This window comes from Acinetobacter psychrotolerans, assembly GCF_048552595.1.
GTDB lineage: Bacteria > Pseudomonadota > Gammaproteobacteria > Pseudomonadales > Moraxellaceae > Acinetobacter.
Genome location: NZ_JBIMDK010000011.1, coordinates 1 through 24,346 on the forward strand (window position 1 = coordinate 1; position 24,346 = coordinate 24,346).

At 38.2% G+C, this 24,346-nt stretch carries 19 protein-coding genes and 1 pseudogene; 9 read left to right on the plus strand and 11 right to left on the minus strand.

What is annotated here, in order from left to right; genetic code table 11:
* Positions 1–111: 111 nt before the first annotated feature.
* Positions 112–618: pseudogene (locus ACG94X_RS10690) on the minus strand (AAA family ATPase); the annotation flags it as partial.
* A 60-nt stretch (positions 619–678) separates the two neighbouring features.
* Positions 679–3,573, minus strand: coding sequence for a valine--tRNA ligase (locus ACG94X_RS10695; RefSeq protein ID WP_419383718.1), 2,895 nt, complete (start codon positions 3,571–3,573; stop codon positions 679–681).
* Positions 3,574–3,923: 350 nt separating this feature from the next.
* Here ACG94X_RS10695 and ACG94X_RS10700 point away from each other — a divergent pair, with 350 nt between their 5' ends.
* Genes ACG94X_RS10700 through ACG94X_RS10710 form a run of 3 tightly spaced genes read left to right on the plus strand, consistent with a single transcriptional unit; the run spans position 3,924 to position 6,176 of the window.
* Positions 3,924–4,619, plus strand: coding sequence for a hypothetical protein (locus tag ACG94X_RS10700; protein WP_419383719.1), 696 nt, complete (start codon positions 3,924–3,926; stop codon positions 4,617–4,619).
* A 58-nt stretch (positions 4,620–4,677) separates the two neighbouring features.
* The gene (locus ACG94X_RS10705; protein WP_419383720.1) at positions 4,678–5,475 is read left to right on the plus strand and encodes an SDR family NAD(P)-dependent oxidoreductase; all 798 of its coding nucleotides are present in this window, start codon (positions 4,678–4,680) and stop codon (positions 5,473–5,475) included.
* Complete coding sequence (locus ACG94X_RS10710; RefSeq protein ID WP_419383721.1) at positions 5,472–6,176, plus strand: Dph6-related ATP pyrophosphatase; 705 nt, start codon at positions 5,472–5,474, stop codon at positions 6,174–6,176. The genes ACG94X_RS10705 and ACG94X_RS10710 overlap by 4 nt, the downstream gene beginning before the upstream one ends.
* 116 nt (positions 6,177–6,292) lie before the next feature.
* Here ACG94X_RS10710 and ACG94X_RS10715 read toward each other — a convergent pair whose 3' ends face one another.
* The 9 genes from ACG94X_RS10715 to sdsA all read right to left on the minus strand — a co-directional run bounded on the left by ACG94X_RS10715 (position 6,293) and on the right by sdsA (position 18,171).
* Positions 6,293–7,324 (minus strand): agmatine deiminase family protein, encoded by a 1,032-nt coding sequence (locus ACG94X_RS10715; protein WP_419383803.1) that lies wholly within the window; start codon positions 7,322–7,324, stop codon positions 6,293–6,295.
* Positions 7,325–7,465: 141 nt separating this feature from the next.
* On the minus strand, positions 7,466–7,900 hold the full coding sequence (locus tag ACG94X_RS10720) for a YbjQ family protein (protein ID WP_419383722.1): 435 nt from the start codon (positions 7,898–7,900) through the stop codon (positions 7,466–7,468).
* A 9-nt stretch (positions 7,901–7,909) separates the two neighbouring features.
* Complete coding sequence (locus tag ACG94X_RS10725) at positions 7,910–8,260, minus strand: YbjQ family protein (protein WP_419383723.1); 351 nt, start codon at positions 8,258–8,260, stop codon at positions 7,910–7,912.
* Between the two features lie 143 nt (positions 8,261–8,403).
* On the minus strand, positions 8,404–9,864 hold the full coding sequence (gene adeK / locus ACG94X_RS10730) for a multidrug efflux RND transporter AdeIJK outer membrane channel subunit AdeK (RefSeq protein WP_419383804.1): 1,461 nt from the start codon (positions 9,862–9,864) through the stop codon (positions 8,404–8,406).
* Positions 9,864–13,043, minus strand: coding sequence for a multidrug efflux RND transporter permease subunit AdeJ (gene adeJ / locus ACG94X_RS10735; RefSeq protein WP_419383724.1), 3,180 nt, complete (start codon positions 13,041–13,043; stop codon positions 9,864–9,866). The genes adeK and adeJ overlap by 1 nt, the downstream gene beginning before the upstream one ends.
* Positions 13,044–13,055: 12 nt before the next feature.
* Complete coding sequence (locus ACG94X_RS10740) at positions 13,056–14,306, minus strand: efflux RND transporter periplasmic adaptor subunit (protein WP_419383725.1); 1,251 nt, start codon at positions 14,304–14,306, stop codon at positions 13,056–13,058.
* Positions 14,306–14,944: a phosphatase PAP2 family protein gene (locus tag ACG94X_RS10745; protein WP_419383726.1), complete on the minus strand. Its 639-nt coding sequence runs from the start codon at positions 14,942–14,944 to the stop codon at positions 14,306–14,308. The genes ACG94X_RS10740 and ACG94X_RS10745 overlap by 1 nt, the downstream gene beginning before the upstream one ends.
* 160 nt (positions 14,945–15,104) lie before the next feature.
* Complete coding sequence (locus ACG94X_RS10750; RefSeq protein ID WP_419383727.1) at positions 15,105–17,159, minus strand: site-specific recombinase; 2,055 nt, start codon at positions 17,157–17,159, stop codon at positions 15,105–15,107.
* Positions 17,160–17,187: 28 nt separating this feature from the next.
* Positions 17,188–18,171: an All-trans-nonaprenyl-diphosphate synthase gene (sdsA, locus tag ACG94X_RS10755; protein WP_419383728.1), complete on the minus strand. Its 984-nt coding sequence runs from the start codon at positions 18,169–18,171 to the stop codon at positions 17,188–17,190.
* A 428-nt stretch (positions 18,172–18,599) separates the two neighbouring features.
* Between sdsA and rplU the strand changes: the two genes are divergently transcribed.
* The 6 genes from rplU to serS all read left to right on the plus strand — a co-directional run bounded on the left by rplU (position 18,600) and on the right by serS (position 24,274).
* A complete protein-coding gene (gene rplU / locus ACG94X_RS10760) occupies positions 18,600–18,911 on the plus strand; it encodes a 50S ribosomal protein L21 (protein WP_419383729.1) in 312 nt (103 codons plus the stop codon).
* A 19-nt stretch (positions 18,912–18,930) separates the two neighbouring features.
* Positions 18,931–19,188 carry a 50S ribosomal protein L27 gene (gene rpmA, locus ACG94X_RS10765; RefSeq protein WP_419383730.1) on the plus strand — a complete coding sequence of 86 codons (258 nt, stop codon included), beginning with the start codon at positions 18,931–18,933 and terminating at the stop codon, positions 19,186–19,188.
* Positions 19,189–19,451: 263 nt separating this feature from the next.
* Complete coding sequence (gene lolA, locus ACG94X_RS10770; protein ID WP_419383731.1) at positions 19,452–20,147, plus strand: outer membrane lipoprotein periplasmic chaperone LolA; 696 nt, start codon at positions 19,452–19,454, stop codon at positions 20,145–20,147.
* Between the two features lie 271 nt (positions 20,148–20,418).
* Complete coding sequence (locus ACG94X_RS10775; RefSeq protein ID WP_419383732.1) at positions 20,419–21,885, plus strand: carotenoid oxygenase family protein; 1,467 nt, start codon at positions 20,419–20,421, stop codon at positions 21,883–21,885.
* A gap of 196 nt (positions 21,886–22,081) precedes the next feature.
* Positions 22,082–22,885 carry an RsiV family protein gene (locus tag ACG94X_RS10780; RefSeq protein WP_419383733.1) on the plus strand — a complete coding sequence of 268 codons (804 nt, stop codon included), beginning with the start codon at positions 22,082–22,084 and terminating at the stop codon, positions 22,883–22,885.
* Positions 22,886–23,002: 117 nt separating this feature from the next.
* The gene (serS, locus tag ACG94X_RS10785; protein WP_419383734.1) at positions 23,003–24,274 is read left to right on the plus strand and encodes a serine--tRNA ligase; all 1,272 of its coding nucleotides are present in this window, start codon (positions 23,003–23,005) and stop codon (positions 24,272–24,274) included.
* The last annotated feature ends 72 nt before the right edge of the window (positions 24,275–24,346 follow it).

The following is a 24,346-nucleotide window of genomic DNA, read 5'->3' on the forward strand; positions in this document are numbered from 1 at the left end:
GCGTTAGATTGGCTTACACCATTAGAGAAATTTGCTCAGCTTGTTGATTATCATAAGACTTTTCAAACTGTCGCACCTCATGTTTGAATTCGCCTTATTAATATCATAGGTAGTGCCATTAATTAATACATTAATTTCATCTTTATTTAGATTTATTATTATTTCGTGGTTGAAGAGTGATAAATCAATCTTATAGCTGTATGAATCATCATCATTTTTACTAAATAGTAGTTTGACTTTGACATCTTTTTTTATGTTTGATAATAATTTGTGTAATTCATAATCTAAATTGGCTCTGATTGTATAACCAATATCAAAAATATCCAAAATTTCAAATAAATCTGTTGATAAATTAAAGCTCAATAGAATTCCATCATCAGAATTGTTTTTATTAATCGCTGTTTCATAATCTCCAAAATCCACATATTTTCCATACCATAAAAGTGGAGATTTTTTATTTGCCTCACAACTTTGTCTTAATAATGGAAAGGTTCTTGCGAAAGTGCTTTTCCCGACACTATTTTTACCAACCAAAATAGTTAATGGTTTTAATTGAATATCATGAGTGCTAACAAGACTTCTTAAATTTTGTATTCTTATAGATGTTACTTGGCTCATAAAAAAACCCCTCAGTTATGAGGGGGATTTTAGCTTTATTTTTAATAGTTTGGCAATAAATTAAAGCGCTGCAATCTGATCCATATTCGCCTTAATTTTCACTAACTGGTCAGCAAATTCAGCCAATTTCACTTTTTCACCTTCAACTACAGCAGCAGGTGCTTTCGCCACAAAACCTTCGTTAGAAAGTTTTCCTGCAATTTGGTCATGTTGCTTCTGAACTTTATCAAAGTCTTTCTGCAAACGACCAAGTTCCGCTTTCGGGTCAATTAAACCCTTCATAGGAACAAAGACAGACACATGACCCACTACAGACGAAGAAGACAATGGCGGTTGTTCAGCATCGGCAAGGAAAGTAATACTTTCAACTTTCGCCAAAGCTTTGAACAAAGGTTCAATACGTGAAATCTGCGCTTTTTCAGCATCAGTGGTGTTTTGTAGCAATACAGGCAATAAACGTGCATTACCTAAGCCCATTTCACCACGGATATTACGTACCGCACCAATCAAACCTTGAAGCCATAACATATCTGCTTCAGCTTGTTCATTTACACGTTCAGGGTTTGCAACAGGGTATGGCGCTAACATGATAGATTCGCCACCCAAACCAATCATTGGTGCAAGGGTTTGCCAAATTTCTTCAGTCAAGAACGGCATGATTGGGTGCGCAAGGCGCAACGCAGCTTCCATCACAGAAAGAAGTACACGGCGAACTTCAGCTTTACGTTCTTCAGGTACATTTTCATCATTCAGAACGGGTTTAGTTAGCTCTACATACCAATCACAGTATTCATTCCAAATGAATTCATAAATCGCTTGAGCAGCCAAATCTAAACGATAAGTTGCAAATGCTTGTTGCACAGCAGCTTCCGCTTTTTGTAAACGGCTGATGATCCATTGTTCAGGTAATTCCCAAAGATCAGGACGTGCAACTTGACCAACAGTTTGACCTTCAACATTCATCAGAACGAAACGTGTACCGTTCCAAATTTTATTGGCAAAATTACGGTAACCTTCAACACGTTTCATGTCGAACTTAATGTCACGACCTGTATTTGCTAGGGCACAGAACGTGAAACGTACTGCATCTGTACCATAAGCCTGAATGCCTTCTGGGAATTCTTTACGAGTCGATTTCTCAATCTTAGTGGCATCTTTCGGGTTCATTAAACCTGTAGTACGTTTTTGTACTAAGGTTTCAAGGTCAACACCGTCAATCAAATCTAATGGGTCAAGTACGTTGCCCTTAGATTTAGACATTTTCTGACCTTCGCCATCACGGACTAAGCCATGTACATACACCGTTTTAAACGGAACTTGCGGCGTACCATCTTCATTTTTCATGAAGTGCATGGTCATCATGATCATGCGGGCAACCCAGAAGAAAATGATGTCAAAACCAGTCACAAGTACGTCAGTTGGATGGAAAGTATTTAAGAAATAGTTTTCTTTATCTTTCGCTTCATCACCCGTCCAACCCAGTGTAGAGAATGTCCAAAGACCCGAAGAGAACCAAGTATCTAGAACATCTTCGTCTTGATCTAATTGGACATCGGCAGGAATACCATTTTTTTCACGTACTTCTTGTTCAGAACGACCTACATAGATGTTGCCTTCTGCATCATACCAAGCAGGGATACGATGACCCCACCACAATTGACGTGAAATACACCAGTCTTGAATGTTGTTCATCCAAGCCATATACATATTGCTGTATTGTTCAGGGACGAATTTAATTTCGCCATCTTTTACCGCTTTAATTGCAGGCTCAGCCAGTGGTGCGATTTTTACATACCATTGGTCTGTCAATAACGGTTCAATAATGACACCTGAACGGTCACCACGTGGTGGCTTCAAGGTATAAGGTTGAATTTGGTCTAACCAACCTTCGGCATCTGCTTGTGCAACCAGTTTTTTACGTGCAGCGAAACGCTCTAAACCAATATAATCTGCTGGTGCAGCAATGGTTTTAGAAATTTGTTCGCCTGCTTTGGCAATAAATTCAAACTCAGCCAAAATTTCGGCATTTTTATTGAAGATATTGATGATTGGAAGTTCGTTACGTTTACCCACTTCATAGTCATTGAAGTCATGTGCAGGGGTGATTTTTACACACCCTGTACCGAATTCTTTATCGACATATTCATCTTTAATGATTGCAACTGCACGACCTGTAATTGGCAAAATAATATTTTTACCAACTAAGTCAGCATAACGCTCATCATCCAATGCAACTGCAACAGCGGTATCACCGAGTAATGTTTCAGGACGAGTCGTTGCTACAACGATGTAATCTTTACCATCATGTGTACGAACAGTTTTATCTTCAAAGAAATATTTAAAGTGCCAAAGTGAGCCTTGTTCTTCTTTATCTGACTCAACCTCTAAGTCAGACAGGGCAGTTTGTAATTTTGGATCCCAGTTAACGAGGCGCTTACCACGGTAGATCAAGCCGTCTTCGTGTAATTTAACGAAAACTTCTTTAACTGCATTCGACAAACCATCATCCATAGTGAAGCGTTCACGAGACCAATCTACAGATGAACCTAAACGACGGATTTGGTTGGTGATATTGCCACCAGATTGCTCTTTCCATTCCCAGATTTTGTCGATGAACTTTTCACGACCTAAATCATGACGGCTAATGTTTTGAGCGCCCAACTGACGTTCAACCACCATCTGTGTGGCAATACCTGCATGGTCTGTACCTGGTTGCCATAAGGTATTTTTACCAGACATACGGTTATAGCGAGTCAAGGCATCCATAATGGCGTTGTTAAAACCATGACCCATGTGCAAGTTACCAGTGACGTTTGGTGGCGGAATCATGATACAGAATGAATCACCTTTGCGAGATGGTTGGAAATAGCCATTCTCTTCCCAAGTCTTGTACCATTTTTTCTCGATCTCAGTCGGATCGTAGGTTGTAGCAATATTTTGCGCTGAATCAGTCATAGTAAAAACAGATCAAAAGTAAGTAAAAAATTAGCACCATTGTAGCAAAATATTTGTATGCGTGGTCGATTCAGTCGCTTTCTTCAGCAATGATTTTGGAAAATGTTTAACACTTTAAAATATTTACAGACATGAAAATACTACGTCTTGCTTAATCGTTGGATATGAATGTGTGATGTTATTTGCAAATTGAGTCAGAATTACAATAGCACTCAGCAGGTGATTGATTTGGCTTCATTTTCTAAGGAGTTAAAAGATAAAATCAAAACTTTAAAAGACAATGCAGTCAGTGAATAGCTTTGATAATATCGGCTTACATCTTGGATAAAACAACAAAAGGACAGACCACAATGCAATACAAAATTGATTTGTTAATTAAACAACAGACTTATCAGGAATTAAAAAATATTACCCAAAGTTTGAATAATGGTGAGAAAAAAGATTTAGCAAAACAATTAGGTACGGTATTTACAGACATGTCATGTCAAGTTTTGGATCAGGTTTTTGGAACGTTACTTGATGAGCAGCGCAACAATAAAGATTTAGATGCCAATGGTCAGAAGAAGCTGAAAGAAGCGGAGCAAATTTTTAACCAGATTGAAAGTGCACTCAAAAAATATATGCCGTGGTCAATTTCATTTTTTAGTAATGATCGTTTAAAACCTGTAGCAAATCATATTATTACAAAGTTTGAAGAAGCCGATAGCAATGAAGTGGTGATGTTCTACAAATTAGATCGTAACTTGGGGGAAGAGGCGATAGCGAATATTCAAAAAGTTATGGATGGTGATATTCAAGCTTTACCCACCACGTTAAAGAGTCTGGTAAAAGTGATTGATCTCGGTGTCTCTGAGTTTATTCGTGATCCTAAGACATTATTAAAATTCAATTTTGTTGTCGATAAAACCTTAAATGGTGTGATTAATATGGTCACCAGTACAGGCTATAAACGTCTTGAAAAAGTAGGTGATGAATATAAAGCTGGCGATGCTGCAAAAGCGCAACATTATGCGCACCATTTTAAAAAATTCTTAGTTGAGGCTTAAATTTTCAGTGTGATCAGGTAGTATTGAATTTATTCATCCTATTCAAGAGTATGGCAACATGGAAAGTTTAGACGGAAAAGTAGTTTGGATTACTGGGGCTTCTTCAGGTATTGGTAAAGCACTGGCACAAGAATGTGCTTTGCAAGGTGCACAAGTTATTCTCAGCGCACGCCGTTTTGAAGAACTGGAAAATGTACGTGTGGGTTTGCTATATCCAGATCAGCACGTTTCGATTGCAATGGATATCACGGATGAAACTCAAGTTCGCTATGCGTATGAGCAAGTTTTAAAAACCAAAGGGCGTATCGACTGGTTAATCAATAATGCGGGGCTGAGCCAACGTGCTTTAATCGCAGATACCACAATGCAAACTGAACGTGCAATTATGGAAATTGATTATTTTTCGCAAGTTTTCCTAACAAAATTAGTTTTACCGACATTCTTGGCACAAAAGTCTGGGCGTATTGCCTATGTATCAAGCGTTGCAGGTTTATTAGGTACGCAATATCGTGCATCATATTCTGCGGCAAAAGCAGCTATTCATATGTGGGCGAATAGTTTGCGTGCAGAAGTAGCGCAAAGTGGAGTTAATGTTTCGGTGATTTTCCCTGGTTTTGTCCGAACTAATGTATCTTTTAATGCATTGGATGGTGCAGGGCAACCACAAGCACATCAAGATGAAGCGATTGAAAATGGTTTAGAAGCCGATGATTTTGCACGACAAACAGTAAAAGCTTTGCTGAAAGGACAAGAATATATTGTGGTCGGTGGAAGTAAAGAAAAACTCGGTGTAATCGTTTCTCGTTTATCACCGACCACTTTGTATAAAATGATTCGTAAAATGAAAGTGAAGTGATTGTGCATACTCGTAAGAAAGCAGTATTTAATTGGAGCGGTGGTAAAGATTCAGCTTTAGCACTCTCTAAAGTTTTACAAGACAACCAATTTGAAGTTGTTGCCTTATTAACAACAGTCAATGAAGAAACCAAACTATCTTCAATGCATGCCATTCCTCATACCCTTGTGATGAAGCAAGCAGAGAGTATTGGCATTCCACTTTATCCCGTATTTTTGCCTAAAAATCTTGAGATTTATGAGCAAAGAATGTTGGATGCGGCAAATCACTTTAAAGCACAAGGTGTGCAACATTTTATTTTCGGTGATATTTATTTAACAGATGTGCGTAAATATAGAGAAGATAGATTGCATCCATTGGGAATAGAGGTGGTTGAACCCTTGTGGAATCCCAACTCAAATGAAGTCATGCATGACTTTTTAGCCTCTGGAATAAAAACTAAGATTATCGTCACAGATGCCAGTAAACTCGATGGAACTTTTATCGGACAGGATATTAGTTCGGTAAGCATTGATTTAATGCCAAGCGATGTCGATGTGTGTGGTGAAAATGGCGAATATCATACTTTTGCATATGACGGCGAGTTATTTAGCCATCCTGTAGAATTCAATATTATTGAAACACGTAAGATGATGTATGAGTTTAAATTAGCCAATGGGGAAGAAAAAACCTATCACTATTGGCAAGCTATTTTTGAATAAGCAGTTTTTCTGTCCTGCCATTTAAAATGCTCAGGACAGTAATTTTTATCGCTAAAGAATGGTTGAAAGTAAACAATATCAATGTCTTATTGTATTAAAGACGAAAATTAAATTTTTTAATGTGTTTTATTGAAATCGTTTAATAACAATTCAGCATTTTTCCCTCTTAACTGCCATGACATACAGCGAACCCCACCACCCATATGACAAACATGATTAGATTGAACAGGAATAACCTTTTTTTTAGTGATTGCTCGAATTTGTTGTAATGCAATAGTATCTTGTTTGATCCCAAATTGTGGGAAATAAATATGTTCAGGGGTTACTAACATATTGGTATATAAGCCACATGCAGATCCGAATTTTTCATCATAGATTTGGCTTCCATCGTAAGGGGTTATTATTTCATGAATTTTGATATTTGGAATACCACGTTTTAAATCTGCTTTTAATTTTTTTGTATAAGCTGGATCTTCAGGATAAGTGTTCATCACTAAGGTATTTTGCTCTACGAAACTGACGACACCATCTGCATGTTCTAAGCCACCTTGTTCATCCGCCTCAATAAACGCAATATGTTTAGCATTGGTCAAAGCGATTAATTTTTCACGTGCTACTTTTTCAGAGAGATGATTATCCGATAAAAATTTAGTGCTAATCACAACATTGCCATAGCCATCTTCAACCCAATTTCCGCCATCATTGAGCAATTGGGTCTGGGTAAATTTTAAACCAGCCTTTTGGCTATAGGCTTTAAAGTCGGATTGAACATCATCAGAAATAGCTTGGGCTCTTTTAGTTCCACCTTGTCCAGCCGCAGTATAGCGAAAAAGGACAGGTTGATTTGGATTTGCACTACTGAAGTCACGCATCCAAATATCTTGCATAGGTGCAATTGCAACCTGATCCTTACCTATAGCTTTGACATAATCTGGGTAAAGATATTTGTCCGTTAAGATGAGGACTTTATCTCCATTTTTAATAATTTGTTTCGCATAATCAATATGGAAGTCAAAAATATCATCAACCACTTTTGCATAATACGCATCATTACTTTGAGGCGAAGCCAATACAATTAATTCAGCTTTTGTTGTTAAAGGAATCATCGATATTGTAGCCATGCTCATCGTAAGGAATAGGGATTTGATTTTTTTGACCAACATAATATATTGCCTTTTTTGTACTCAATATTGGTGAGTCGTTAGGAGAGAAACAACGGGTAATACGTTTATCAGCTCATATGATTGTGAATAAAATAAACAAGAATTTATGAAAATTCATTGTATTTTTTAATGCTTAATAGCTGTTCCATAAGCAAATACCTCAACCATTCCACCTTGCATACCGAGTTCTGTCGTACTTAGCCTTAAACCCATAATATGTTTCGCACCGATATTTTCAGCTTGTTGTTTTAATCTGACAATCGCTTCACGCCGTGCACGATCAACCACGCTTTCATAAGTGGTTAAACGACCGCCAAAAAAATTCTGAATTTGTGCAATGATATATTTAAAATAATCATGTGAAATGACCACATTACCAGTAATCAGCTGCCCATGGCATTCAGATTGTTGGAATTTATTGGTATCAATACGAATATGAGAAAGACGTTGCTCATGCTCAAGCAGTTCTTTTAAATGCTTTTGTTCGATAAAACGACCAAAACCCCATCCTATAGAAAATAGAACAAGCATGATGGCGATTTTTAAAATTAAACCATCCATTTATTTAGCCTATTTTGCAAAGGGATCAGGTAATTTTACTGTGTTCGGTTCAACAATAACCGCGGTACCATAGACAAAAAGTTCAGAAGCACCTTGTGCGATATTTGAGGTGGAAAAGCGGATACCAACAATCGCATTTGCACCTAAACCACGTGCTTTTTCAATCATACGGCTCATCGCTTCTTGGCGAGATTCTTCTAATAATTCGGTATAGCCTTTGAGTTCGCCACCCACAATATTTTTTAAACCCGCCATAAAGTCACGACCAGCATGCTTACTACGAACAGTGCTTCCGTACACAACATCTATTTGTTTGATAATGTGATGTGCAGGAACGCTTTCTAAATTACTGAGTTGCATAATGAAATCTAAAAGATGAAATTATTCTGACAATAGACAATATTCTATGCAAAAGCAATCACTGAAGAAAATGCGGATGGAGGAAATAACAAACCATAAAAAAGCCCACCGAAGTGAGCTTTGATTTTTGAATCTATTTCAAATTATTTTTGATCATTCGAATGATATTTCAATTCAGATGAAGAGGGTGGTTGTACAATTTGATCAGATGAATTGGCTTTAATCCCACCACCTAATGTTTTGTACACTTCAACTTGGTTGTTCAAGTTTGCTTGTTCTAAAAGCAGTAAACCTTGTTCAGCCGCGTAAGAAGAGCGCTGCGCGTCTAATACAGTTAAATAGCTATCAATACCTGCACGGAAACGTGCATTCGATAGTTTATAAGTTGTATTCGTTGCATCAACTAAGCGTTTTTGCGCAGAGAGACGGTCGCCAATGTTTTGACGAGTCGCTAAGGCATCATTCACTTCACGGAACGCAGATTGAATTGATTTTTCATAGTCAGATAACGCAATTTGCTGATCTGTTTCTGAAATTTTAATATTCGCTTTACGTGTGCCCCAATCCCAAATTGGAATATCTAAGCTAGGACCTACAGACCAGATGAATGCACCTGATTTAAATAGATCACTTAAATCAGTCGAAGCATAACCCGCAGAACCCGTTAAGCTAATAGTTGGGAATAAACGTGCTTTCGCAGCACCAATATTCGCACCTGCAGCAGAAAGCTTATATTCAGCAGCTTTCACATCTGGGCGGTTATTCAATAAATCACTTGGTAAGCTTGAAGCAAGTACAGCACTATTGCTAATACGTGTAACACGTTGTTTAGGCAATAAAGTATCTGGAACTTGCTGACCTACAAGTAAATTCAGTAAGTTCTGTGCTTGAGCAATTTGAGTCTTATAGTTTGCAACATCATTTCGAGCAGTTTCTACAGAAATTTGAGCCTGGCGAACAGGAACTTCACTGTCGATACCGACATCAAAACGTTTTTTGTTGAGGTTATAAGAATCAAGTTGTGCTTTCAACGTTTGATCTGCAAGCTTCAATTGAGCGCTAGCAAATGAATAATTTAACCATGCTTGAGACACTTGTCCAATCAAACTGATTTGTGTCGCATCACGAGAACTTGCAGTTGCTAAGTAGCTATCAAGCGCATTGTCTTTAAGGCTTCTTACACGTCCCCAGAAGTCAAGTTCATAAGCTGTTACACCAAGACCTACATTGTAAGAAGTCATTGGTTTACCCGAACTTAGGGTGTCTTGACGGAGAACACCACCACTCGCACCAATGGTTGGAAGCTGGTTGTTCTCTGTGATTTGGTACGCTTGTTGAGCACGTTGAATGTTCAATGTTGCGGTACGCAAATCACGGTTATTGGCAAGTGCAAGATCAATGACTTGAAGTAAGCGTTGATCTGCAAAAAAGTCTTTATAGCCTTGTTCGGCAATAGAAGTACCAGAAGTATTTGAAAGATAACTTGTTGGTAAGTTTGCCTGTGCTACCGGTTCTGGGCCACGCATGCTTTGACAAGCTGTCAAAGCAAGCGCAAGTGCAGATACCGCAATGCTACGACCTGAAAAAGACCATACTTTTTGCATCACGATTTATGCTCCTGAATATTTTGGTTTTTAGGTTTGTATTTAAAGATACTACGTATCCATACAAAGAATACAGGGATAAAGAAGATACCTAAAAGCGTTGAACTGATTACTCCACCCAGAACACCGTAACCTACGGAGTGCTGACTACCTGCACCTGCACCTGTTGAAAGGGCAAGAGGAAGTACACCGAAACCAAATGCTAATGTCGTCATAATAATTGGACGCAAACGCATTTTAGCTGCATGAAGTGTCGCTTCAAATAACTCTTCGCCTTTTTCCTGAAGTTCTTTTGCAAACTCTACAATCAAGATCGCATTTTTTGCAGATAAACCGATGACTGCAATGATCGCGACTTGGAAGTAAATGTTATTGGATAAGTTTGGATCACCTTTTATCACCATACCTAACCATGTCAACCCCATCGCACCGACAATACCTAAAGGTACAACCAATAATACTGAGAATGGGATAGACCAACTTTCATATAGTGCTGCAAGGCATAGGAATACGATAAGCAATGAAAGTGCGTAAAGGAATGGAGCTTGAGCGCCAGAATCACGTTCCTCTAAAGATAAACCTGTCCATTCATAGTCAAAGCCCGTTAAGCCCATAGAAGGTAATTTCGCAATTATTTCCTCCATTGCCTTCATAGAATCACCAGAACTGATACCTGGTGCAGGAGTACCCTGAATGTTTACAGATGAAACACCATTGTAGCGCTCTAGACGTGGTGAACCATACGTCCACTCACCCGTAGAAAAGGCAGAAAATGGAACCATTACACCTTTGTTATTACGCACATACCACTTGTTCAAGTCTTCAGGCATCATGCGTGAATTAGCTTCACCTTGGACATAAACTTTCTTCACACGACCACGGTCTACGAAGTCATTGATATATGAACCGCCCCAAGCCATACCCATTGTGCTATTGATATCTGCAATACTGACACCCATTGCACCAGCTTGAGCCTGATCAATATTGATCTGGTACTGTGGCGTATCTTCCTGACCATTTGGACGGACACCTGTTAGGCGTTTATCCTGACTTGCCATACCTAAAACTGCATTTCGTGCAGCAATAAGCTTGTCATGACCTTGACCACCAGCGTCTTTTAACTGAAGGTTAAATCCTGCAGTTACACCTAATTCAGGCATTGCTGGCAATTGTAAAGGCATAACGTATGAAGCGTCTTTGATAATCATATTCAACGCCATACCGCGTTGAATAACTGCACCAATTTGTTGTTCAGCCGATGTACGATCTTTCCAATCTTTTAAGCGAATAAACGCAAGACCAGCATTTTGACCTACACCAGTGAAAGAGAAACCTGCAACACTGAAGACGGACTGAACTGAATCTTTTTCTTTATTTAAGAAGTAGTCAGTCATGGTGTCAATGGTTTTACCCGTACGATCCAGTGTCGCATTTGGTGGTAATTGTACCAATGTCATCACGATACCCTGATCTTCTTCAGGTAGGAATGATGATGGTAGCAGTTTGAACAACACAACCATGATACCAATCACTACAGCATAAATAATTCCAGAGAATATTTTGTTATGCGTCATGAAGTTAACAGCACCGCGATATTTTTCAGCAGTACGGTCAAAGGCATTATTAAACCAACGGAAGAAGCGAGCAAAAATATTGTTGCTTGGTTTTTTGTTAGCATCATGCTGTTTTAAAATAGTTGCACATAGAGCAGGTGTAAATGTTAATGCCACGATGAGTGACAAAATCATTGCAGTCACTAAGGTCAGTGAGAACTGACGATAAATAACACCCGTAGTACCACCAAAGAATGCCATAGGTACGAATACCGCAGTCAAAACAGAGGTAATACCAATCAAAGCACCTGAAATCTGTTGCATAGAAATTTCAGTCGCAGCAACAGGATCTAGATGATCTTCTTGCATCACACGTTCGACGTTTTCCACAACAACAATGGCGTCATCGACCAGAAGACCAATCGCCAGTACCATGGCAAACATGGTTAATGTGTTAATAGAGAAACCGAATACATTAATAACAGCAAATGTACCCAATACAACAACAGGCACTGCCATTGTTGGAATAATAGTTGCACGCCAGTTTTGTAAGAACAAGAACATTACGAAGAATACAAGAATGATTGCTTCGATGAGTGTATGTACAACACTTTCAATAGATAGTTTAATGAATGGTGTTGTATCAAAGGCTAATTGATCTTTCATACCTGTAGGATAGTTTTTACGTAATTCTACAAGACGCTCTTCTACAGCTTTTGCCGTATCTAGAGCATTAGCGCCAGTTGCAAGTTTAATTGCAACGCCACCCGCAGGGCTACCATTGTATTTAGAGTCGAATTGATAATTATCCGCACCTAATTCAACACGAGCAACTTCACCTAAACGTACCTGAGCACCATCGATCGTATTTTTCAGGAAGATATTTTTGAATTGTTCAGGTGTTGTAAGCATGCTTTGAGCATTAACGGTCGCATTTAACACTTGACCTTCAATTGCAGGAGCGCCACCTAATTGACCAACAGCAACCTGTGAGTTTTGAGCACGAATTGCTGCAGCAACATCACTTGGCGTGATTTGTAAGCTGGTCATTTTGGCAGGATCTAGCCAAATACGCATTGCATACGAACCACCAAATACTTGAACTTCACCTACACCTGCTACGCGGCTAAGGGGTTCAGAAATACTTGAGTTTACATAGTCTTTAATATCATCTGCTGAAAGATTATTGTCAGGAGAATAGAAAGCAAGAACTTGTAAGAAGCTCGCACCTGATTTGGTCACTTTGACACCCTGACGTTGTACATCTTCAGGTAAAAGTGCAGTTGCAGATTGCAATTTGTTTTGGACTTGAACTTGGGCGATATCTGGATCGATCCCTTGTTCGAAGTTTAATGTAATCGACGCTTGACCGTTACCCGCACTATTCGACGAGATATAACGTAAGCCATCTAGACCATTCATTTGTTGTTCAATAATCTGCGTTACTGTGTTTTCAACAGTCGCAGCAGATGCACCTGGATATGTCGCCGCAATGGTAACAGTCGGTGGTGCAATGGTCGGATATTGAGCAATAGGCATCTTGGTGAGGGTAAGAATACCCGCCAACATGATGACCAATGCAATCACCCATGCAAAAATAGGGCGATGAATAAAAAATTGAGCCATTTAGTCTACCCCTTATGCGTGTGAAGTAGCTTTTTGTTCAGTCGCTTTATCTTGTTGTGCAGGTTTTGCGCCTGTTGCAGGTTGACCTTGTGGTGCAGCTGCTTGAGGTTGATAAGGTTTAGCGACAACTTCTTGTTCAGGCTTAACTTTTGCAATACCGTCTACAATGACTTTATCACCTGTATTTAAACCTTGGGTCACAATCCAATTTTGACCTTGGACACCCGAAGTAGTGATCTGACGAGGTTCAACTAAACCTTTAGCATTCACCAACATCGCCATTGCTTGACCCGTCGGCGTACGAGTAATCGCAGCTTGTGGCACTAAATAAGCATTTGGAATCACACCTTGTACGATTTGCGCATTGGCAAACATACCTGGCAATAACAAGTGATTAGGGTTAGAGAACACAGCACGTAAAGTTACAGAACCAGTATCAGGGTTTACACTTGCATCAGAGAATGCAAGATTCCCTTCTACAGAGTAATAACTACCATCTTCAAGTTTTAAACGAACTTTAGTGTTATTACTGCGGTCAATACTGCCTTGGCTAAGTTGCTGACGTAAACGTAGTAACTCTGCACTAGACTGGCTAATATCCACATAAATTGGATCAAGCTGTTGAATAGTCACCAAAGCATTGGCTTGGTTTGCAGTCACGAGTGCACCAGCAGTCACCGATGAACGGCCAGATTGACCAGAAATCGGTGCGCGTACAGTAGAGTAGCCAAGATCGATTTGTGCATTTTTAACAGAAGCTTGAGAAGCAGCAATATCGGCTTCAGCCAATTTAATTTGAGCAACTAAATCATCATATTCTTGTTTAGAAACCGCATTGATTCCAACAAGTTGACGATAGCGATTTGCTTTTACTTGAAGCGCACTTACATTGGCTTGCTGACGTACAAGAGCCGCTTTCGCACTTTCTAAATTTGTACGGTTAATACTTGAATCAACTTCATAAAGAGGTTGACCTTCGCGAACAAAACTTCCTTCTGTGAACAAGCGTTTTAAAATGACACCACTTGTTTGCGGGCGGACATCTGAAATTTCATATGCAGATGTACGACCAGAAAGTTCAACCGTTTGTTCAACGCTTTGTGGTTGAGCAACAATGACACCGACTTCTGTCGGGGGCATTTTTTGGGCAGCAGCGCCACCTTGCTGTGCGTCTTTAGGATCTTTGCTACAACCCACAAGCGCAATACTTGTTGCAAGAGCACAAGCAGTAAGGGCAGGAGCCCAAAGCTTTGCCGATATCATTATTCCACCTCGTTTAGATTCTTATCTAAAAATAATTTGTTTTTACTCAACGTTTTTGGCAACAATATGAACCATAAAATGGCAGCCCATATAAAACCGATACCCCATCCAGCGAGTACGTCAGTAGGGAAATGTGCTCCCAAATAAACGCGAGAGACTCCCATGCTTAATATCCATAAAAAAGCAGCTAAGCAGATCAATTTTATTCGATTATGTTTATGAAATATAAATATAATTGAACAGGCTAACATGGCTGCATAGAGACTGTGCGCACTTGGAAATGAAGCACCATAGGTGTGTACCATCTGGTAGACCTCATCGGGTCGTGGGCGATTGATTAAATATTTGAGTATCCAACCAATCGTTGCAGAACCGAATAATCCAAGACTGACCATCAGTAAATTTGCATACTGTTTCAATCGAATGAATTGTAGACTCAAAATTCCGACAATCACTATCATGGGGAGTAAACCACCCACATAGGACAATATCGTTGTGATGCCATTCAAAAAGACTGAACGGTGTTCACTGATCCAAACAACACTGGATACATCTAGTTGTTGTAAGTTGGTTATTGTCAAACCTAAGCCACTAAAAAATAAACTTATACAGCCAACAAAAAGTAGTACATAAGGCATAAAACAACCATGAGTCTATTAATTGCACTCGTTGAGTTTAATTAATGGGCTAAAGTGTACTAGTCAGTACACTTTTTTTCAAGTGAGTAGAATTAGGTAATTTATACTAATTTTTTTTTGTGAAATACATAACGATTTGTACAAAAAAATAACAAAAACCCTAGTGATTTGGTTTAGTTTGTGAAGAATTTTTTTCTTCGACCTCTACAGGTTGTTTGGGAGGCCAAAAGAAATCTAAAGGTCGTGTAAAAAAATGTGTAAATACAAGCTTTGCTAAGGGCTTCCATTGTTCAAAACGGACTTGCCTCGCTCTTAGTGCGACAATAATCGTCAGACTAAAGCTCACAAAAAGGTTGGTTAGACCAATACAGATCACGCCAAGAAAAGATACAATAATCAAGCCAATATCGGGTGAACCATTTATAGTCATTAAACCTTGAATAAAGTTTGCAGATGCAAAAGCGATATGACGAATATCTAAGGGTAAACCTAAGATAAATCCTATAGTTCCCATACTTCCAAGCATGATTCCAAATAGAAAATTACCTGCCAAAGCACCTAAGTTTTTTTCAATATAATCTGCAAATTTGTCGAGTTTGGCTTGTCCCATGATATTTTTCAATTTTACATGGGCTTTTAAACGTGGACCGACTTTGCGATACACAGCCATATTGTCGAAATATCCTGCGATTAATCCCGATAAAAATAAACAAACGCCTGCAATTGCCGCATGTGGAATGGCGAGTGACGTAAATGGGTTGAGGCTATGCAATAGGTTTGTTGCTTTAAAATGATTCAGTAACGGTTCATGCATAACCCATTGCCATAAAAAGGTAATTAAGGCAGCAGTAGGGATGGCAATAGAAATATTACCTAAAATTGCAATGAACTGTGTTCGGATAATATTGATAATTAATCCTGCAAGTTCAGCAATTTGAGCGGTTTTAGAGCCTTTACGATGTTGCACTGTAGAGGCTAAAGCTGCGGCTGTCATCGCAGGTTGTTTGGTTGCAACAGTAAAGTGCAACACGTGGATTAGGATGAAACCCCATGAATAATTCATACTAAACAGCAATGCTTGAATAAATGGAGCCAATATCAAACGAGCTGTTAGAATTTTCAGCGTTGCCATTGTGGCAATGATCGCACCTGCACCCGCAGCTGCTTTGTACATTCCCCAAAAGCCTTTCTTGTCTGTACTTACATAATGCTCGCCTGTTTTGCTCGCATTTTCAGTCACTTGTAGTGCAATAAGTTCACTATTGGTTTTAAGTAAGTCTCGCACACTGGTTTCACTATAGTGTGCATGGACTAAGTCTGTGAGCAATTCACCACACACTTGGTAACGTACAGAATCTTCTTCTACAATAATATTAAGCAATAATTCAATACGATCTAAACATTGTTCTAATAAAGAGAGGAGGTAGGTTAGGCTTAGGCTGACACCAATGCGTTTTGTTGCTCGACGAATTTTAAGTACGACTTCTCGGCATTGATCAATCATCACCAAAGCTTGATCTGCATCTGGTGGGATGGTGACAGCATATTCATCTAGATTACGATGCTGTTTTTTATAAGCTTCTATAAATTCAATGATTTCACGGTTTTGAACCAAAAAAGGCGATTCGTATTCTTGTAGCTCAGGGTAAGCATTAATAAATTCAGGGTATAAACCAATACCGCTAATACGATATGACAGCACAGTGATGGCTTTGACGATTTCTCTTTTAATGCCCGTTTTTTCACTTTTGTGGGAATGCCCTTGATCTAGAAGCTGAAAAAGTTGTTGCCACAATTCATCGCCAATATTTTCAAGCCAGTATTTATCGCTACGCTGGTGAAAAACTTTACCCACTAAATCTTTTAGATCTGCATCATCGACCAATAAAGGTAAAAAGTGCGCGCCTAAACGCTGTCCAAGTTGATTCCAAAAACCATCTAAAGACAAAATACCACTGTCGGCATATAAACTTGCCTGCTTGTAGTGGTTTATTAATTGCAATAAATAAGCTTGAAATGTAGATGCAGCATTGGGTGTAATGAGTAGGGCTTGTATTAGCTGTTGAATGTTTTTTTGACTTTGTTCTAAATTATGACTGTCACTGGGTCTGATACGATTGATCAACTCAATCAAAAAATTGGGATTTGGAACAGCTTTTATATCGTCAAGCTGCTCCTGCATAAGAAGGAAAAGATCATTAAATTTTATCTGCATAAGCTATGGTGAAAATAATTAACTCTATTTACTGGATTCGATGCAAGGCAAGTTGCGCTAAATTATAAAGTGCTTGGCGGTATTTAGATTCTGGTAAATGGTTTAAAGCTTGAATTGCTGCTTGTGTTTCTTCAGTCGCACGTTTACTACAATAATCTAAAGCACCAGAAGTCTGTACGATCTGAATAACACGTTCTAGATCTGCTGTTCCACCTGTCGCAATACTTCTGCGAATAATTTCGTGCTCTTCACCTTGCGTATTTGCTAATGCAGAGATTAAAGGTAAAGTCGGTTTACCTTCCATTAAATCATCACCAATATTTTTACCTAATGTTTCAGCGTCAGATGTGTAGTCTAAAATATCATCAATAATTTGAAAGGCATTGCCAAAGTGACCTGCAAATAAACGCAAAGGCTCACGGTATTCAGCTTTGCCTGCAATGATTGCAGCACCTTCTGTTGCGAGTTCAAATAAACGTGATGTTTTACCGTGAATAATATCAAGATAAGTTTGTTCATCTGTATCAGGTTGATGCTGTGCTTGAAGTTGTAAAACTTCGCCTTCTGCAATTTCACAAGTTCCTGTTGAGAAGTCTTTCAACAAAATCATATTGTCTAAATCGACCAACAGATCAAAGGCACGAGAAATAAGAAAATCACCGACTAAAACAGCAGTTTGATTGTTCCATGTTGCATTGGCAGTCGGGCGACCACGTCTTAAACCTGATTCATCGACAACGTCATCATGCACCAAAGTTGCGGTATGTAGCATTTCAATAATTGCAGCAAGTTTACGATAATCTTGCATTTCTGCATCTGTTGCACCACACGCTTTTGCAGCCAGTAGACACATAATCGGGCGCATACGTTTGCCGCCAGCTTCCACGACATGCTTACTCACAGCCATCACCAATGCAACTTTTGAGGTAATCCCTTCATTAATAAACTTATCCATTGCAGCAAAGTCTGTTGCAACTGGAGCGAGAATATCTTGCTTAAAGTCGATGGTCATAGAGTGGGAGCCTCTTGCAAATGCGTTTTAAGTTGCTAGTGTAACAATTAACATAGATGAATGTTGCTTTAGAAAACATCATTATGCTGAATCTTAATGATTTGTTGTTTCTTTATCCAAGCTTTGCTGAAACATCATAGGGTCAGTTGGTCTTTATTTTGAGCTACATAGTAGCCGATTTGTTTGAAAAATCTATTTCAATTTATGTAAAAATTGAGAAAATTTTAAATATTTTCAAGGGTTAAATCTTAAAACCACGAAATAGCACTGTTTGTTTTATACACGAAAAGATTATTTGATGAAAATGACTTGTTGTTTAATTCATTATCACTTAAAATCTTTGCCCTTATATAACCCCCAGTGGCGTTCGTCTTAAGATCGGTATATTCCTTTATCGGCACGACGACACGGGTAAGTTGGAGTACACTATGTACGCAGTAATCCAAAGCGGTGGTAAACAGCACCGTGTTGTTGAGGGTGAAACCCTTAAAGTAGAATTATTGAAAGTTGAAACTGGCGCAACTATTACATTTGATGATGTATTAATGGTTGTAAACGGCGAAAGCATTCAAATCGGTGCTCCAGTTGTTGCTGGCGCGAAAGTAACTGCAGAAGTGGTTGGTCATGGTCGTCACGACAAAATCCGTATTGTTAAAATGCGCCGTCGTAAACATTACCGTAAACAACAAGGTCACCGTCAATGGTTTACCGAGTTGAAAATTACTACGATCGCAGGCTAATCACTAGGAGTAAATAGACATGGCAACTAAAAAAGCCGGTGGATCGACCAAAAACGGTCGTGATTCGAATCCTAAAATGCTAGGTGTTAAAATGTACGGCGGTCAATCTGTGACTGCTGGTAACATTATCGTTCGTCAACGTGGTACAGAATTCCACGCTGGTGCTAACGTAGGTATGGGCCGTGACCATACTTTGTTCGCAACTGCTGACGGCGTAATTAAATTCGAAGTGAAAGGTCAATTTGGCCGTCGCTACGTGAAAGTTGAAACTGCATAAGTTTTAATTTTGTGAAAAGCCCGCTTAATTGCGGGTTTTTTTATGTTTATAAATAAATTAAAAATGATATTGATCTCCATCATGATGAATATTTTTCTACATTTTGCACCAATAAGCATACAAAACTTCTTATATTCTCAATTATTAGCAACTCGATTTGGTTTAAGATAAATCATCTTATAAATTACATTCTGCAAATTTTTTAAGATCATATTTAAATAAACGTATTTGAATTTTAATGCAGACTTTGAAAAGGTAAACCTATGAATATGCTTCGTAAAACGATGGGTGCAGTCGCAATGAGTGCAGCGTTGTTAGCACCAGCAATCAGCACAACAGTTTTCGCAGCACCTGCTGCATCGGAGCAACAAGCGACTGCAAATTTGGTTCGTCAGTTAAGCAGTGTAAAAAGCTTTACTGCAAATTTTGAGCAAACAACAAAAGTTACTCAAACTGGTAAAGTTGCAGAGAAAAAAGGCTTATCAGCTCAGCATATGAACCAAACTTTTAAAGGTGTTATGAAAGTTGAACGCCCTGGAAAATTCTATTGGCAAACAACGTCACCTGCAAAGCAAACGATTGTAACGACAGGCAAAACAGTTTGGATTTATGATCCAGATTTACAACAAGCCGTTCGCCAAAATTTAGATGACCAAGTGGCGAACACGCCTGCATTATTACTAAGCGGAAATACTCAACAAATTCAAAAGGCGTATCGTATTACTCAGCCAGATGCAGGTAAAACGTATTATACTTTGTATCCAAAACAAAAAGATGGTGCTTTCCAAAGTTTAACCATTAGCTTTGGTGCAAAAAATGCACCTACTTTGATGATTTTGCAAGATTCATTGGGTCAAACAACAACGGTTCGTTTTAATAATGTTGTGGTCAACGCAGCAATTCCGGCATCTACTTTTAATTTTGTACCGCCAAAGGGTACAGATATTATTGATCAATAATGATTTGGTTGATAAAACAGTTGTATCAATAATAGAGCAGCCTTCGGGTTGCTTTTTATTTGCTATAAAATAAAAAATTGAATCTATTTCATCAAATTGATTCACAAACAATAAAATGGAACGGATTAAATCAGCTGAAAAATCACTTATATCTTTGGTAATGAATATGTTTTTTCTGAGTTTATTCGGGTTTTATGGTTGTTGGGTGGATTTAAGTGAAGAGATATTTTATTCTGAAAAAATCGCTTGAAAATAAAAAATGAGATGCAGTATGTATCGGAAAGATCAAAAGAAACAGCTGCAATATCCCAAAATGAATGCTGCAAAATCATTCTTCAATGTATTTAGGCAAATTTGTATACGTATCATTGGGCAGTTTTTAAGGCGAAATACAAAATTTAAAGAAGTTAATCTTTATCATAAGAAAATTTATCAAGCTGTAGATGAGTATGAAACAACAACTTTTAAAATTTCTGGAATTATTCCCAAACATTTGAATGGCTTGTTATTAAGAATTGGCTCGAATCCTATTGATGTTAAAAATCCAGCATTATTTGAATGGTATTTGGGTGATGGCATGATTCACGGACTGAAATTGCAAGATGGAGATGCGATCTGGTTTAAAAGCAAAATGCTTGCGACTGATTTTGTTCAAAATAGAAAAGCTCAACCTCGTATCAAAGGGTATAGGCGAGGTGCGCATGATGTGGTAAATACCAATATTTTTAAACATGCGGGAAAGCTTTGGGCTGTTATTGAAGCGGGTGCATTTCCGATCTGCCTAGATGATGAGTTAAATGCAGAACGTTACCAGTTTTTTAATAGCGATGCGGATTTACCTTTTACCGCACATCCACGTAAAGATATCAAAACAGGGCATTTACATGCGATTTGCTATGATGCTTTAGACTGTAAAAATGCGTATTATCAAGTGATTGATCAGCATGGTGATCTCATTCATGTCACGCAAATATTGTTAAAACACGGTCCAATGATCCATGACTGTTTAATTACAGATTGCGAAGTGATCATTTTCGATTGTCCACTTACTTTTTCCGTAAAGCATTTATTACAAGGGAAAAGTGTTCCGTATCAATGGAATGATCAACATCAAGCACGACTTGGAATTTTATCCAAATATGGACATGCTGAACAAATTCAATGGATTAATCTTGATCCATGTTTTGTATTTCATGCCGCAAATGCTTTTCGTGATGAGCAGAATCAAATTATTTTAGATATTATGGTTCATCACACTGATTTTGAACATTCTTTACATGCTGCGTATGAACAGCAAAATGCAAGATTAGAACGCTGGACAATTAACTCAAAATTATCAGCTATCAATCGAATTATTTTAGATTCACGCATTCAAGAATTTCCAAAAATTGATGAGCGTTTTACAGGTCTAAAATACAGATATTTATACACTTTGGCTTTTCCAAAAAATGCAGCATTATTTAATTTTTTGTGTATTTATGATTTGGAAATGAATAAAAATGTGACTTATGATTTTGGAATAAGTTGGGCAATCGGTGAAGTGGTTTTTGTCCCTGAATCTGAGCAAAGCGCAGAAGGTGATGGCTTTTTAATGGCTTATTTACATCATCTCGATGGTGAAGATTCTAAAGTTGTCATTTTGAAAGTGAATGGTTTAGATATTCAGTTACAAGCTGAGATTGATTTGGCTGTACGAGTACCTTTAGGATTTCATTGTAATTGGGTGAATTTGAATTAGGTGCTACTTTATTGAAATGATGGATAATAAATAGTATTAATGGTCACATCGGCTGTAAAAATAATGTTGAAAAAATAAGATCCTTATAAGATTAAGCTTAATTATAAAATTTAAATAATTAACAATTCATAATGTTTATTTTCATAGACACGTTTTATGATAGTGCTATTAATCCATATGCTTTAAAGATATAGAAATGAAAGTAAAATTTAAAAGTAGTCTCGTTTTTTCATCTCTTTTATCAGTGATGTTCATTGTGACAGGTTGCCAAGAAAAACCTGCACCACAACAAGAAACCGTGTCCACAGAATCTAAATCATCCACCATACCATTGCTCCAAGCTCAAGTTGAACGAGTGGAATTACCTAAAAAGCAATTTTGTGATGAGGATGGCTGTACACAGTATGACTTTCAAACGGTAAAAACCAATGTATCCTGGATTAATGATTATTTTTTAGAGCGTATAAAAAAAGATGTTCCGAGTGCATTTGAAACATCCTCACCAAATAGTCATGCTGCAAGTGAAGCTGTTGATATTAAAGGGCTGAATCAGAGTAGTATCTATATTCGATTTGTATCGCAACAATATAATTTAGCGACGTTTATTATCCAGTCTTATACCTATTCAGCAGGTGCAGCGCATGGTATGTATCATAATGAATATGTGACTTTCGATTTAAATACCCAAAAACGTTTGGCATTAACAGATATTCTCAAACCGAATGTTGAAGCCAAAGTTGCTGAACAACTTTATGATGCTAATGCCAACTGGTTAACTCAGCACGATATTACCCGTGAAAAATTGCAATTGAGCGATAATTATTATTATGGAACAAAAGGTCTTGTTTTTGTTTATCCATTATATGAATTGGCTTCATATGCAGAGGGGATGACTGAATTGACATTGCCTTATGCGACCGCAAAAGATCTGATTAAGACAGAATATTTACCGAGTTTACCGCAAACTGAAACTATTGCTGAAAAGCCTGTTACACCTTAATTGATAATTTTGTAGGCTTAATACTCAATTCCGTCTTTGTGCAACGCTCTGTCACTGTATTTTTTGCAGTGAAGAGCTTACACTATAGGCAGTTTTTTACATGATAAAAGATTGGCTATGATCGACCCAAAATTAATCAGAAATAATATTGAGGCTGTAAATTTAGCCTTAGCGAAACGTGGTGTGCAACTTAACGTTGAAGAATGGGCATCACTAGAAGCTCGCCGTAAAGAAATTCAATCCAAAACTGAAAATCTTCAAGCCGAGCGTAATTCGGGTGCGAAACAAGTAGGTCAAATCAAGAAAGCAGGCGGTGATGCATCTGAAATCATGACACGTATGTCCGCGATTGGTGATGAGATTAAAGCTGCTGAACTTGAGTTGAATGAGCTTCAAACTGAACTTGAAGCGAAATTGATGTCTATTCCAAACTTACCGCACGAGTCTGTACCAGAAGGTAAAGATGAAAGCGATAATGTTGAAGTTTTGAAATGGGGTACACCTCGTCAGTTCGATTTCGAAGTGAAAGACCATACTGATCTTGGTGAAATGATCGGTGGTTTAGAGTTTGAAACTGCAACAAAACTAACAGGTACACGTTTTAGCGTACTGAAAGGTCCATTGGCGCGTTTACAACGTGCTTTGACACAATTCATGTTAGATACGCACACTCTAAAAAATGGTTATACCGAAGCGTATGTGCCCTATCTTGTCAATGCAGACTCTTTGCGTGGCACAGGTCAATTACCTAAATTTGAAGAAGATTTATTCAAATTACAAGGTGAGAAAGAATATTACCTGATCCCGACTGCGGAAGTACCATTAACCAATTTCGTCCGTGATGAAATTATTGATGCAGATCGTTTGCCGCTAAAATATGCTGCACATACACCATGTTTCCGTAGCGAAGCAGGTTCGTATGGTCGTGATACTCGTGGTTTAATTCGTCAACATCAATTCGACAAAGTTGAAATGGTGCAAATTGTTAAACCTGAAGATTCTATGCAAGCTTTAGAAGACTTAACGGGTCATGCTGAAGGTATTTTGCAAGCGCTAGGTTTACCATATCGTAAAATCACCCTGTGTGGTGGCGATATGGGCTTTGGTGCATGCAAAACTTACGATTTAGAAGTGTGGGTACCGAGTCAGGATACTTATCGTGAAATTTCTTCATGTTCAAATATGTGGGATTTCCAAGCGCGCCGTATGATGGCTCGTTACCGTACAGACCAAAAGAAAACTGAACTTGTGCATACTTTAAATGGTTCAGGCTTAGCAGTAGGTCGTACTTTATTGGCGGTGATGGAAAACTATCAACGCGCAGATGGCTCTATTGAAGTGCCTGAAGTATTACGTCCGTACATGGCTGGTGCAACTTTTATCGACTAAACCATTTTAAGGTTTAAAAAATAGATATTTGGTTCAGTTTTGTGCATAAAAATTGCTTAGTACAATCAGATT